11 protein-coding genes are annotated in these 12809 nt (G+C 62.9%); 4 read left to right on the top strand and 7 right to left on the bottom strand.

Features of this window, described 5'->3' with window-relative positions; translation table 11 throughout:
- Positions 1-2: 2 nt before the first annotated feature.
- A complete protein-coding gene (locus KBY66_RS00775) occupies positions 3-1139 on the bottom strand; it encodes a type III polyketide synthase (RefSeq protein WP_255087171.1) in 1137 nt (378 codons plus the stop codon).
- Between the two features lie 713 nt (positions 1140-1852).
- On the opposite strand from KBY66_RS00775, the gene KBY66_RS00770 reads away from it, so the two are divergent.
- On the top strand, positions 1853-2038 hold the full coding sequence (locus KBY66_RS00770) for a hypothetical protein (RefSeq protein WP_255087170.1): 186 nt from the start codon (positions 1853-1855) through the stop codon (positions 2036-2038).
- A gap of 473 nt (positions 2039-2511) precedes the next feature.
- Here the strand turns inward: KBY66_RS00770 and KBY66_RS00765 are convergent, their stop codons facing one another.
- On the bottom strand, positions 2512-3474 hold the full coding sequence (locus KBY66_RS00765) for an orange carotenoid protein N-terminal domain-containing protein (protein ID WP_255087169.1): 963 nt from the start codon (positions 3472-3474) through the stop codon (positions 2512-2514).
- Between the two features lie 417 nt (positions 3475-3891).
- On the opposite strand from KBY66_RS00765, the gene KBY66_RS00760 reads away from it, so the two are divergent.
- The 3 genes from KBY66_RS00760 to KBY66_RS00750 all read left to right on the top strand — a co-directional run bounded on the left by KBY66_RS00760 (position 3892) and on the right by KBY66_RS00750 (position 5892).
- Positions 3892-4107, top strand: a complete 216-nt coding sequence (locus KBY66_RS00760; RefSeq protein ID WP_255087168.1) for a hypothetical protein — start codon at positions 3892-3894, stop codon at positions 4105-4107.
- 502 nt (positions 4108-4609) lie between these two features.
- On the top strand, positions 4610-5356 hold the full coding sequence (locus tag KBY66_RS00755) for a hypothetical protein (protein ID WP_255087167.1): 747 nt from the start codon (positions 4610-4612) through the stop codon (positions 5354-5356).
- Positions 5357-5421: 65 nt separating this feature from the next.
- Positions 5422-5892 (top strand): hypothetical protein, encoded by a 471-nt coding sequence (locus KBY66_RS00750; RefSeq protein ID WP_255087166.1) that lies wholly within the window; start codon positions 5422-5424, stop codon positions 5890-5892.
- On the opposite strand, the gene KBY66_RS00745 is transcribed toward KBY66_RS00750, so the two are convergent.
- From KBY66_RS00745 to KBY66_RS00725, 5 genes are all read right to left on the bottom strand, one after another.
- Complete coding sequence (locus KBY66_RS00745) at positions 5829-6632, bottom strand: ABC transporter permease (protein WP_255087164.1); 804 nt, start codon at positions 6630-6632, stop codon at positions 5829-5831. The two genes, KBY66_RS00750 and KBY66_RS00745, sit on opposite strands and share 64 nt — an antisense overlap.
- Positions 6629-7303 (bottom strand): ATP-binding cassette domain-containing protein, encoded by a 675-nt coding sequence (locus KBY66_RS00740; protein WP_255087163.1) that lies wholly within the window; start codon positions 7301-7303, stop codon positions 6629-6631. The genes KBY66_RS00745 and KBY66_RS00740 overlap by 4 nt, the downstream gene beginning before the upstream one ends.
- A gap of 150 nt (positions 7304-7453) precedes the next feature.
- Positions 7454-8530: a 23S rRNA (adenine(2503)-C(2))-methyltransferase RlmN gene (gene rlmN / locus KBY66_RS00735; RefSeq protein ID WP_255087162.1), complete on the bottom strand. Its 1077-nt coding sequence runs from the start codon at positions 8528-8530 to the stop codon at positions 7454-7456.
- Positions 8521-8700, bottom strand: coding sequence for a high light inducible protein (locus tag KBY66_RS00730; protein ID WP_255087161.1), 180 nt, complete (start codon positions 8698-8700; stop codon positions 8521-8523). The genes rlmN and KBY66_RS00730 overlap by 10 nt, the downstream gene beginning before the upstream one ends.
- Positions 8700-12782 (bottom strand): DNA-directed RNA polymerase subunit beta', encoded by a 4083-nt coding sequence (locus KBY66_RS00725; protein WP_255087160.1) that lies wholly within the window; start codon positions 12780-12782, stop codon positions 8700-8702. The genes KBY66_RS00730 and KBY66_RS00725 overlap by 1 nt, the downstream gene beginning before the upstream one ends.
- Positions 12783-12809 lie beyond the last annotated feature (27 nt).

Here is a 12809-nt window from a genome sequence, read left to right as displayed (position 1 = left end):
TGTCATCCCTCCGCGTGGGCGAACAGGGCGCCTTCGATCGAGAGTCCAGGGCCGAAGCCCAGGGCCAGCCCCTTCCCTGCTGCCTGGCCCGGCCTGGCCGAAGCGGCCTCCATCCAGCGCTTGAGGATGAACAGGATGGTGGGGGAACTCATGTTGCCGAACTCCCGTAGAACGTCGTAGGAGTCTTGGAGGGCCATGGGCGAGAGCCCCAGGTCCTTCTGAACCTGATCGAGGATCAGGCGACCGCCGGGATGGACCGCCCAGAACGCCAGGTCGTCGCGGCCCAGGCCATGGCGGCGGAGCCACGGCCCAAGACAATCAGGCAGGGTCTGCTGGATCAGTTGCGGAACAGTGGCCGACAAACGCATCAGAAAGCCGGTGTCGCCAATCTCCCAGTCCATCGCCTCAAGCGTGTGTGCGGCGATCGTGCAGGCGCTATCAAGGTAGGCAAGCTGGCCAGGGCGAGGATCTCCGGGCGAGAGCACGACGGCCGCGGCCCCATCCCCGAACAGTGCATTCGTCACCACGTCCTCCAGGCTGGTAGGAATCTGGATGTGCAGGGAGCAGAGCTCGACGCACACCATCAGCACCTTCACGATGCCCTGGCCCTCGGCCCCGGCATGGCCGCTGGCCTGACAGATCCCGTGGGCCAGTTTCAGGCCATGGAACGCCGCGTTGCAGCCCATGAAGCCGATCAGGGTTCGCTCCGTGGCCACCGGCAACCCCAGACGCTGAATCAGGAGAACGTCGAGTCCGGGGGCGAAGAAGCCCGTGCAACTCACCACCAGGAGATGGGTGATCTCCGAGGCCGCGCAGGCGGCTTGCTCCAGGGCCTGCTGGGCCACAGCCTCAGCGAGCGGAGGGGCACAGGCGCGATACGCCCTGTTGCGTGCTGCGGTGCTGGGCGGTGGAGAGAGCGCCCAGTTGCTGGGGAAAAAGCCGAAGGCGTCCGCCTCCAGGCCAAAATCAGCCAGGCAGCTGTAGCGCTGCTCGATTCCCGAACGGCTGAAGATATCGGCGATGCGGCCCCGCAGACCGCCAGGAACCCCCTCGATCCTGGCCATGAACGTGGCCAGCTGCTGCTGGGATCGCCTGAACGGTGGCGTGGCGACCGCGATCGCTTCCAGAACAGTGGGCATCAAGGGAATGCAAGGGTCGATCCGTGGCTGGTTCCGCTTGGGCGCGCCCTTGTTGCCTGCTTGAGGTTCTTCTGATCTGTTGTAGCTGGAATCCGTCGGGTCCAGCCGCTTCGACGCCCCCACGGCCGACCCGATGGCCCATGCCCAGCACAACAAAGCCCGATGACGAGGTCACCGGGCTTTGCGTCTAGGGGTGGCTGCGCCGTGGGAGCGGGGCTGCCGAAGGTTCAAGCGACGGGTCTGGGAGGGGGTGTTGGGTTGTGGGGCGGAGCTTGCTGGCGTTGGCGCCTGGGGCCATTGACGTTCAAGAATTGGTTTCGATGAGCCGGGGGCACCTGAAACGATGCATCGGCAACAACGTTGTCCAGAAATGGAAATCCGGAAACCAGGTGATTCAACGAGACTGTTGGAGCAGGGTCCAGAACGTCAGCGCGCTCCTGACACCTGGTTGGGGGGAGTGTCGTCCGTCAAGGGAGCCTCCGGTTCAATGATGACAGTGTCGGCCCACGTCCTTTGGCTGGCAATGGGTATTCATGCCAGCCCGAGGGCAGCCGCGGGCAGCCTTTGGACCCGGCTTGGTCAGCAACCGCTCAACCTGATGACCAATCCATGACTGCCTGTCAATTCACCGAAATACTCCGTTACGTTGAAGGCCGATCAAGCCCGGATCCCTGGGCGACATCCACCACTGTCCTCTCCTGAGGAACTTCACCATGACGCTTCAGCAAGGCACCTTTGTTCGGCTCTCCGGCAAAGATGACTCCATCTATCAAATCCTCAGCGTCGACGATGACGGGGACCGCTGCTGGGTCCGTCGCTGGCCCCTCTCCAAGCAGGGCTCACCCCCGTTTGCCGTTCCCCAGCACCAGCTCAGCGAGGCTGTTCTCGAAGCGGTTTAGCCGCGAGCCCAGGGCCTCTGGGCCAGCGGGCAGCCCCAAGGCCAGCCCCTGTCCCAGGCAAGCCCTTCAATGAGCTGGTTTCATCGTTGACCGTCAAGGCCTCTTCGTCTATAGGTCTAATGGTGTATTCAGCCGATCCATGAGCTAATCCCTTCCCTCCGAGCCAGCAGTTGGCCGTTGAGGCCCATGTACGGGCGATCGGCAGTTGCACTGACATCGACCACTCCGCAGGATCTGGAAATCCTTGCTGGAGCTCTGGCAACTCCAAGCCAGCTTCAGTGAACAATATGGAGCTGAACTGCTTTCCTTTCAACGGCTTTGAAGGTTTTGCCTGGGCCGTCAGGCCACTACCGTGGCGGCCCTGAACAGCTACTCCTTCGGACAAGCCTTCACGGCTGGAGGAGATCGTGACCGGTGCCCATCAGCGACCATTCACCGCTCACCTTCTCAAAGACCTGCAGCAGGAAGAGAGCCTAAGGAGCCAGATTCAGCAACTCCTTGGCAGAAGCGAGTAAATCAATGGCAACAACGAAAATCTTGTTCTCTGGATTGAGGAGGAATCGCCAGGCAACGTTCATGCCCACATCCTGGCCAAACCAGGGAGTTTGCACCTTGCCGGTGACCTTGATCCGGGTGTAACCATCTTCGTCGGGCTCCGTGATGCCCCGCTCAGGTAACAATGTTAAATTCTGGCAATCCTCCCGGAAAAAGCGAAGCAGGGCTTCCTGACCGACAATCGGTCGCTGGAAGGGGGGTTGCAGGGCACCATCCGAAGCAAAAAGGTTTACCAGAGCATCAAAGTCATTGGCATTCAGGTTGTCCATGTACTCCAGAATCACTGTGTGTTCAACACCAGGAATCGAAGCGATTGGGGTGCGCTTGGCCTTGTCCTGGGGTGGGACCAAAGGTTCTGCCACCGAGCTGTAGCTCCCCAGCTGCGCGGGTTCAAAGCCCATATCGACCACTGCATTTCGGAGAATCGTGATTTGTTGACCAGTATCGACCACCCGAATTGCTTGGAGGACAGCCGAGGAGTTAGCTGAAAGTTGGTAACCCTGAGGAATGGGGGTAACAATCCCTTCTTCCATCCACTTTCCCAATTGGTACCAAAAGCCGAGTTTGATATTCACTGACCAGGTGGCGTAGATGCGACAAATGGGTCGATCCGTCCGACTGGCCAGGTCATGCATGAGTTGCGACTGCTCATCAAAATTCATCAGCTTGATCTGGCTAAGTGTGCTGCTGGCAAATTGCATATTCACAGGGTCTGGGGTCGCAATTGAGAGCGTCTTTCCCATTTCCAGGTAGGCAAACCAGATCAGCGCCAATTTGTCTTCGACCCCCAGTTGGTTAAAGCGGGCAATCGTGGCTGGCACCACATCCGCGGCCAGCGTTTCGGGAAAAATATTGAAAGCGGACTCAATCGTAAAGGACATCCCTATTGACTCCCAGCTTGAAAAACGACGTTACACCACTTTACAAAGTCAGGTAGCCGCCTGAGCCAGCGACACCATTAGCATTGTTGATCATGCAGTTAAGTTATTCGAGCCGCCCAATAGGGGGCAGAGGATTGCAACTGTCAATCAAGGCCTTGCCTCGCCACTCAAGCCTTGACTTATCTCCACTAATGGCTGAATTCCTTGACGTCCTTAACGTTTTGCACCTCTGGATCGGCAAATGTCAGTGTACCGCCTCAGCCAGATGACAATGGCGGCAACCTGGCCACCGAAAAAAAACGATGATTTCAAATTCTGCGTCACAGAGGCTCCGGTTCACCGATTGGATCGTTGATTGTTGCGATAGGGGCAGCCAAGCTGCCTACGGTAGATTCGAATGCTGGAAGCGAAAGGCTTTTGTTAGCCGTTGCTTCCGTTCGCTGCAGTGGATTGCCGGTGATGCCGTTCCGCCGAAAAACGGCCATGACATCTTCTCTGCTCAATGAATTGGGATGGTTATTGGCACACAAGTACACAAACTTGCTGGCCAAGCCGCGCAAGAAAGTGTGCGATTGGCATGTCGAGGTACTTCTTGATCGATCGGACATTGCCAACCAGACAGCCAAGATGTAGACGTCACCGGGAAAGCGAATGCAAATGTCTTTAATGGCCCTGACATCTATCTCCTCGTTGAGGTGGCGGCGTTTCTGCCTTGTAGGCCGTTTCATTTCGGCGAATCCGTGGTGAGGCGCCTGTTCGCCTCGTGTTTCTCGATAAGCTTGTCTTTGGACGGCTCTAAGGCTCCCCTTGCTCATCCCAGCCGCTTCCGTGCATGCAGCACTGCACCAGGCTGGGATCAGCCAGAGCTAAACGACGGCAAAGACTTCAACAAGTTTACCGGAAACGGTGCAACTCATTTGTTGGTCAGAGAACCACCTGATTCATCGAGTGACAGAAGGTTCGCCCCCCTCTGCCGGTGAAGGTTTCGCCTCACCATCTCGACCACTTCAATCACCAGGGGCCTGATGAGCGGCATGGGGCCATCGCTCCTGGCAGTCACCGTCTTCGATCGTTACGGAGAACCTTCCCGTGAGGATCCGCCTCGATAGGGTCGAATCAGCCTTCGATCCTTGCCATGCGACGCCACCACATCAGGACCCTGCAGGCCCTGTTTGCCCATCCCCTGCAGCACGGCGTGCGGGCTTCCCGTGTGGAGGCGCTGTTGCGTTCGCTCGGAGCCCAGGTGAGCCAACGGGATGACAGGCGCCTGCAGATCCGGATGTCCTCCGGCCAGGAAACCTGGATCCACTCCGGTTCTGGACTGCGTCAACCCGACCTGGATGCGGATGCGGTGATGCGGGTGCGTCATTTCCTGCAGGAGGCCGGCGTCAGCCCCGACCATCCCGAGGTCGATGCCCCCTCCCCCCGTGGTGATCAGGCCCATCGCCTCGTGCTGCACCTCGACCATCGCCGCACGGACGTGTTCCGGCTTGAAGGAGAGGAGGTGGAGCATGCGGTGCTCCGTCCGCACGGGATCTGGGGAACGGATCAGAACCTCACCCATCGCCATGACCGGGATCAGGCGGGTCAGCGCGCCCCGATCGACACCGATTACCTGGCCCGCATCACCGAGGCGATGACCGACGCCGATGCGGTGCTGCTGCTCGGCCACGGCACCGGGGAAAGCGACATGCGTCAGGTGCTGCTGCACTACCTCGAAACCCATCGACGCGACCTGATGGAGCGGATCGTGGGGGTGGAGACTCTCGACGACAGCGGCCTCAGCGACGAGCAGATGCTGGCCGTCGCCCGGGAACACTTCGGCAACCTCCCCCACCGGCGGCCCCTGGTGGTTCCCGGTCAGGAAGTGGTGCTCAGCTGAGGCTGTGGGAGACGACATGGCCATTCCATGGTTCGAGCCCTGTCCATAGTTCGCGCCCTGAATTGATGTCAGTGATTGTCACCATCTTCACAACCATGGCCTTGGTCCTGATGCTGACCCTCACGGCCTGCGGATCCAACACTTCTGCCTCATTGGCTGACGATTGCGACGCGAACGGAGAGGCCGGGATCGGTACCGCCGCTTGTAACGAGGATCAGGTCAAGCAGGTGGGAGTTACCGAGGCGTTTGGGCTGCTTGAGCCGGAAGGTGATTCCCAGAAGGACACCGAGGATGATCTCCAGGCCAGCATCCCACCTCTGGATGGTTCAGAGGCCCAACCTGTTGGCAACCTGCTGCTTGCAGATGGTCTTGGCGTTGCTGATGCTCACGCACCGATTCACCTGTGGCAGGTTGATAGTCACGGGGCCGACAAGCAAAGTCTTGCCTTCAGATCGATGGGGGCTGGCCTCCTTCAGGAGTTCGTCCGCAGCCTGTCCAGACGCAACTGGTGCTCCCGGCTGGTGAGCCGCAGATAGCCCAGCAGCACCACACCCACCACTCCCAAGGCCGTGGCGGCGGCGATCATGAACAGGATCACGATCTGATAGCGAACGGCTCCGGCGGGCGTGGCCCCCTGAAGGATCTGGCCGGTCATCATGCCGGGGAGGCTCACCAGCCCCATCACCATCATGGAGTTGATCGTGGGGATCATGCCCACCCGGATGGCATCGCGCACCACCTCCAGGCAGGCCTCCCAGCGGCTCGCCCCCAGGCTCAAGCGTGCTTCTACCTGCTCCCGACGGCTGGTCAGACCCTCCATCAGCCGGTCCAGGGCCAGGGAGATGCCGTTGAGCGTGTTGCCCAGCACCATCCCCAGCAGGGTGATCAGGTACTGGGGGGCAAACCAGGGCTGGGGGCGGATGATCCCGCCCACCGCCAGGCCGGTGACCAGGGCGGAGGAGGCCAGCACCGAGAGCAGGCTGTTGGCGTAGATCCCTGCAAACCGCGCCCGGGTGCGCTGCACCGCCGACACCCCGGCGATGCTGGCCATCACCAGCCCCAGCAGCAGGATCGTGAGCGGGTCGTGCTGGCGGAACAGCCACTCCAGCACCGTGCCCACCAGCAGCAGCTGCACCACCATGCGCACGGCAGCGAGCAGCAGCGAGCGCCCCAGCCCGAGCCGCAGCAGACCCGAGAGCAGCACGTTCACCAGGATGAGCAGGGCCGAGAGGGCCAGCCGCCCGTCACTGATCGGCAGGGCACCCGGCGCGCTCATGGCGTCAGGCTCAGCTGCCGGCCGGTGAAGCGCTCGATCTGGGCGGCGTCGTGGCTGGTGAGCAGGCAGGCCCGTTGGCCCTGGGCCAGCCATTGGAGCAGCAAGTCCTCCACCCGCCCGGTGCTGGCTGGATCGAGGGAGGCGGTGGGCTCATCCAGCAGCAGGATCTCCGGATCGAGCTGCAGCGCCCGCAGCAGGGCCAGCAGCTGCAGCTCGCCCCCAGAGAGCCGCTCGGCCGCCATGGTCAGGAAACTGGCCTCCCGGCCGAGCTGCCGCAGCCAGCCCAGGAGCCGCTGCTCGGCGTAGGCCTGGCCGCGATGGCTGGCATAGCCCAGCACCTGGCACAGGTTGTGCTCGACCGTGCCGGCGAAGGCGATCGCCCGCTGGGGCAGGTAGGCGACCCGGGAGCGATACACCGGCAGAGTCCAGTGCGTTGGAGAGCGCCCCCGCAGCAGAATCCTGCCCCGCTGCAGCGGATCAAGCCAGGCCAGGTGGCGCAGCAGCAGGGACTTGCCGGCGCCGCTGGGCCCCACCAGCCCCAGCCGATCTCCCGCGTTCAGTGCAAAGCCGACGCCTTGCCAGAGCGTGCGCCCCTCCAGCTGCCGGGCCAGATCCTCAACCTCCAGCAGGGGCATGGTGTTCGCCAGCACATGGTCACCTTGCCAGACCACCTAGAGGGACCCCCAACTCTGAGCCGGTCCTTCGAAGGGCTGCATGGATCGTCAGGCCGTTCCTGCTCGGTCTTGACGATGGGGGGGCACTGCAGTCCAACCCCTGCCAGCTCCCTTGCAATCGTTTGTGTTGCTCCCTCGGCTCCCGATCTAGCCGGTCGCTACCCGCCGTCGCAGCTGGCCGCAGGCGGCATTCTCATCCAGGCCCCGGCTGGCCCGCACGCTCACCGCCACGTGGCGCTGCTCAAGGGCCGCCTTGAAGGCGGACACACGCTCCGGGCCAGGACGCTTGAAATCCTCCTCGTCGATCGGGTTGTAGGCGATCAGGTTCACATGGCTCTGGAAGCCGCGCAGCAACTGGGCCAGCGCCGCCGCCTGGCGGGGATGGTCGTTCAGGCCACCCAGCAGGATGTACTCGAAGCTGATCCGCCGGCCGGTGATCGCCACGTACTCGCGGCAATCCTCGAGGAGTTGGGCGATCGGATAGGCGTGGGCCGTGGGGATCAGGGTTTCCCTCAGCTGCTGGTCAGGGGCATGGAGGCTCACGGCCAGGGTGAACTGGGCACGGCCGAGCCGATCGAGGGCAAGGGTGGCCAGCTTCGGCAAGCTGCTGGGCACCCCCACCGTGCTCACGGTGATCTTGCGCTGGGCCATGCCCAGATCGGTGCAGAGGCAATCGATCGCATCCAGCACCGCCTCGGTGTTGAGCAGGGGCTCTCCCATTCCCATGAACACCACGTGGCTGGGGCGCTGCTCCATCACCTCACGCACGCTCAGCACCTGGTCGATGATCTCGTGCACCGCCAGCGAACGCAGCAGCCCCCCCTTGCCGGTGGCGCAGAAGCGGCAGCCCATCGGACAACCCACCTGGCTGGAGACACAAACCGTGAGGCGGTCCCGGCTGGGGATTCCCACGGTTTCAAGGCTGAGGCCATCGGCGGTGGCGAGCAGCAATTTGGTGGTGCCGTCCCTGGCGACACTGCGCCGCAGGGCCTGGGAGCGGCCGATCGGATCACCGCCGGCGCTGCCCCCCCCCCTCGACAATTGCTCCCGCCAGGCCTTGGGCAGGACGTTGATCTGATCGAGGCTGCGGGCCCCCTTGGCATAGATCCCGTCGTGCAGTTGGCGGCCCCGGTAGCGCGGTTGCCCCTGGGATACCGCCAGGGCCTCCAAGGCCTCCAGCCCCTGGCCCAGCAGAGGTGAGCCGTGACCCAGGCTCAGGGCCACACCAGGATCCCATGGCCGAGAGTTTTCTCAATGGCCAACAGGGCAACGAAGCCGAGCATGGCCAACCGTCCGTTCAGGCGCTCCGTGTGGGTGTGGAAGCCGAAAAGGGGGAGCCGACGCTGGGGCACCAGCTTCGGCTCCAGCGGCGCCAGGGGTTCAGGGACCACCATCAGTCCTCACTGAGGAGGCCCTCCTCCTGCAACCCTTCGAGCGCGGCGGGATCGGGAATCAGCTCCTCCTCCAGTCCCTCCTCAGCGACTGGGCGGGCAAAGGCGGCGAAGGCGCTCTTGGAGGCCTCGATGCCACGCAGGCTGCGCACAGCATCGAGCTGGGCTTCGGAGGGGTCATCGAGCACCGCTGTGGCGCTGATGGCGGGAGCCGCCGGCATCTCCACGGTGTAGTCGGGCCGGAGGTTGGCCATCCGCCGATAGCCACCGACCTCTTCATCGAGAATGTCGGGGTGGGGGCCAGCCTCGGCGCGCAGCTCCTCCTCGAAGCCGCTGAACCCGGTGCCGGCCGGGATCAGGCGCCCGATGATCACGTTCTCCTTGAGGCCCCGCAGCCAGTCGCTCTTGCCTTCGATCGCCGCCTCAGTGAGCACCCGGGTGGTTTCCTGAAAACTGGCGGCGGAGATGAAGCTGTCGGTGTTGAGCGAGGCCTTGGTGATGCCGAGCAGCACCGGTGTGAATTCGGCAGGGGCCCCACCGGTGATCGCCATCGCCTGGTTCACCTGCTCCACCTGACGCAGTTCGATCAACTCGCCGGGGAGCAGGGTGGTGTCACCGGCATCCTCGATGCGCACCTTGCTGGTCATCTGACGCACGATCACTTCGATGTGCTTGTCATCGATGGTGACCCCCTGGGACTTGTAGACGTTCTGAACCTCCTGCACCATGCGGAACTGCAACTTGGAGATGGCCTCCTGGGCAGCCGGCATCGAAGGCTTGCGGCTCAGCAGATCGTCGAAATGGCACTCCAGCAGTTCGTGGGGATTGATCGGGCCGTCGGTGAGCATCTCGCCGGCGGTGACCTGCTGGCCATCGTTCACCATCACATTGCGGCCAAGCAGGATCGGGTACTCGGTCATCACATCGTCGTGCTCGATCACCGAAACGGTGACGGAATCGTCGTCTTCGCCGAGCTTGATCGCAACGGTGCCAGGCTTGCGGCAGAGAACAGCTGATTCCCGGGGACGGCGAGCCTCCAGCAGCTCTTCGATCCGCGGCAGACCCTGAACAATGTCTCCGGTTTTCTGACGCTCGAACACCAGCAGGGCGAGGGCATCACCCCGCTGCACCAGTTCACCGTCGCGGACATGCAACACCGAATCGGGCGACACCATGTAGGGGCGGCCGAGCCGGATCGTGATTGTGCCGGCATCAATCGCCTCCACCTGACCGCAGCAGGGTGCCTCGATCCCCTCCGCCAGGAGCTCCCCATCAACAAGGCGTTGGCCGAGCACCACTGTCGGCTGGCGGTCGCCGATCACGATCGTGCGGGTGTCGTTGGCCCGTTCCACGATCATGCGGCGGACGGGCTCCCCGTCGACCAGATCGGGAAGCTGAACAAGGCCGTTCTCCTTGCCGAGGATCTGGGTGGTGGCCACCACATCCCCGCTCTTGACGGTCATGCCGTCTTCCACCTGCAGCTCGGTGTGGGTGGAGCCATGGCTGGCGTCGGAGAGGGTGTCGCGCCGGACCAGCAGGGTTTCCAGGATCACCAGTTGAAGCCGCTCGATCGTCTTGGCGCGCCTGTCGGGAACGGCCTCCACATCCACGGTCATCTGCGGCGTGGTGTCGTAAGTGTCTAAAATAAGTTGGGTGCGCAACAGCTCAACGCCCTCGACCGATTTGATCAGCTCGCCATCTTTGTAGGTGAGCCGTTGAACCGCCTTCAGCCCCAGAGAGGGCCCACCGTTCTGCTTGACACTGCCCAGATCAGGCAGGTGAGCCTCATCGGGAATCGCGTACTCCTCTACGGGACGCAACAGCAAAGCACCCCCCTCCGGGGTATCCACCGCCTCGGCATAGACCATCGTTTCGATGGTCAGCCCCGGCGCCAGTTCCTCGCCAGGATTGTGAATCTTGCCTTCATCAGTGTAGCGGGAGAGCACCTTGCTGTCGGCAACCAGATGGAGGGTTCCAGATCGAACGATGATCTCCCGCAGGATGTCATTCTTCTGGGTAACGGTGACGATGCCGGCGGTCTGGGAGAAGATGTCCTTGACGACTTCGGTGCCTGCCTCGATCCACTGCCCGTCCTCGATCATCAACAGTGAGATGTCCTTGTTGATTTCGTGGGTTTCCTGGGGAATCCAGAGCAAGGTGCCGCCCTTCGACACTTCGAAACCGTTCTTGGCGGAGCGGGCCTTTTTGATCGACAGCCCGGGGGCATACTTCACGATGCCGCCGGTCTGGGTGCGGAAGCGGTTGTCGGCCAGCTCGGCAATCACCTCGCCATTGCCGATCTTGCTCCCCGGCATGGTCTTGAGCAGATAACGGATGTTGTCCTTGCCCTCCAGGTGCCAGATCTCGCCGGAGTGGGTGGATTCGCCCACCAGCTTGCAGTCCTTGAGGGTGAGGCTGGCCGTGACGATCTGAACCTCACGGGAATCACCCGCCGATTCACGCAGCCGCACGGCGCCGCCATGCTCGCTGACCAGCCGACTTTCGGCCAGCACATCACCGTTGGTGACGGCAGAGTTTCCCTTTACCACCGGAATGGCGTTGGGAGGCAGGTTGTAGACGTCGCCGGCGAGAACCCAGAGACGACCCAGTCGCTGAGCCTTGAGGGTGACGTTGCCCTGGCGGTCGGTGACCTCCCGGGGCTGGATCACCTCCTCGTAGCGCACCTGGCCGGCCAGATCGCAGATCACATCCTTGGTGGCCTTCTCGACGCTCTTCTTGACGGAGGAGCCTGAGGAGATCTGGGCCAGGACACTGTCGGCCGGAACGGGTTCACCATCAGCGACGAACAGGATCGAGCCGGAGGTGATGTCAAGCTTCTGGGGTTTGAGCTTGCCGGCGAATTTCACCTGCAGGGTGAAATCGGTTTCGGCGATCTGAGCCTCGACGCCATGGGGGGTCCGGAAGGGACGCAGGCGTGCCTTGGGATCGAATTCGACGACACCCTCGACCGTTTTATGGGAACGCACCACACCGCTCTCGGCCGTGGACACCCCACCGGTGTGGAAGGTGCGCATCGTCAGCTGGGTGCCCGGCTCACCGATCGACTGGGCCGCGATGATCCCCACCGCCTCGCCCACGTCGACCAGTTGGTTGTGGGCCAGGGCCCAGCCGTAGCACTTGCGGCAGACCGAACGGGCCGCTTCGCAGGTGAGAGGCGAGCGCACGACGACGGTTCTGACACCGGCCGCTTCGATCCTGGCCGAGAGCTCGATGTCGATCTCACCATCACGCTCGACCAGGACCTCCTGGATCTTGCCCTGGCCCACCAGGACGGGCTCGGCGGCGAGGCGTCCGACCAGCTTGGCGTAGAAGCGGCCCTTCTCATCGGCGGTGATCGGGATGCCGCGGGTGGTGCCGCAGTCGTCTTCGCGCACGATCACGTCCTGGGCCACGTCCACCAGCCGGCGGGTGAGGTAGCCAGAGTCGGCGGTGCGCAGCGCCGTGTCCACCAGGCCCTTGCGGGCGCCGTAGGAGGAGATCACGTATTCAGTGACCGTGAGTCCCTCGCGGAAGTTGGTGCGGATCGGCAGGTCAATGATCTCGCCCTGGGGATTGGCCATCAGGCCCCGCATCCCCACCAACTGCCGCACCTGGGACATGTTCCCCCGGGCGCCGGAGTTGGCCATCATCCAGACCGAGTTGAGCGGGTCGTTCTCGTTGAAGTTGCGCCGCACCGCCGCCACCAGGCGCTCGTTGGTTTCGGTCCAGGTGTCGATCACCTTGGTGTGGCGTTCCACCTCGGTGATTTCGCCGAGGCGATAGCGCTCTTCGGTGGCCGTGATCTGCTCTTCGGCCTGCTGGAGCAGGGCCGCCTTGTCCCCGGGAATGCGCAGATCATCCACCGAGATCGACACCGCCGCCTGGGTGGCGTAATGGAAGCCCAGATCCTTGAGGTCGTCGGCCATCGCCGCTGTGGCCGCCGTGCCGTGGTGCTTGTAGGCCCAGGCCACCAGGTTGCGCAGCGATTTCTTGTCGATCTCGCGGTTGCGGAAGCGGGGTGCCTCCTTGCTCAGCGGAGCGATACGGCGCAGATCAGCAGAGGATTTGGAGGGGGTGGTGGTCATGGCGTCGCGCGGATGGGAGGAGCTGAG

The organism is Synechococcus sp. Tobar12-5m-g, from assembly GCF_024345415.1.
In the GTDB taxonomy this organism is placed as follows: Bacteria; Cyanobacteriota; Cyanobacteriia; order PCC-6307; family Cyanobiaceae; genus Regnicoccus.
This window is presented reverse-complemented; position numbering and strand designations above follow the sequence as displayed.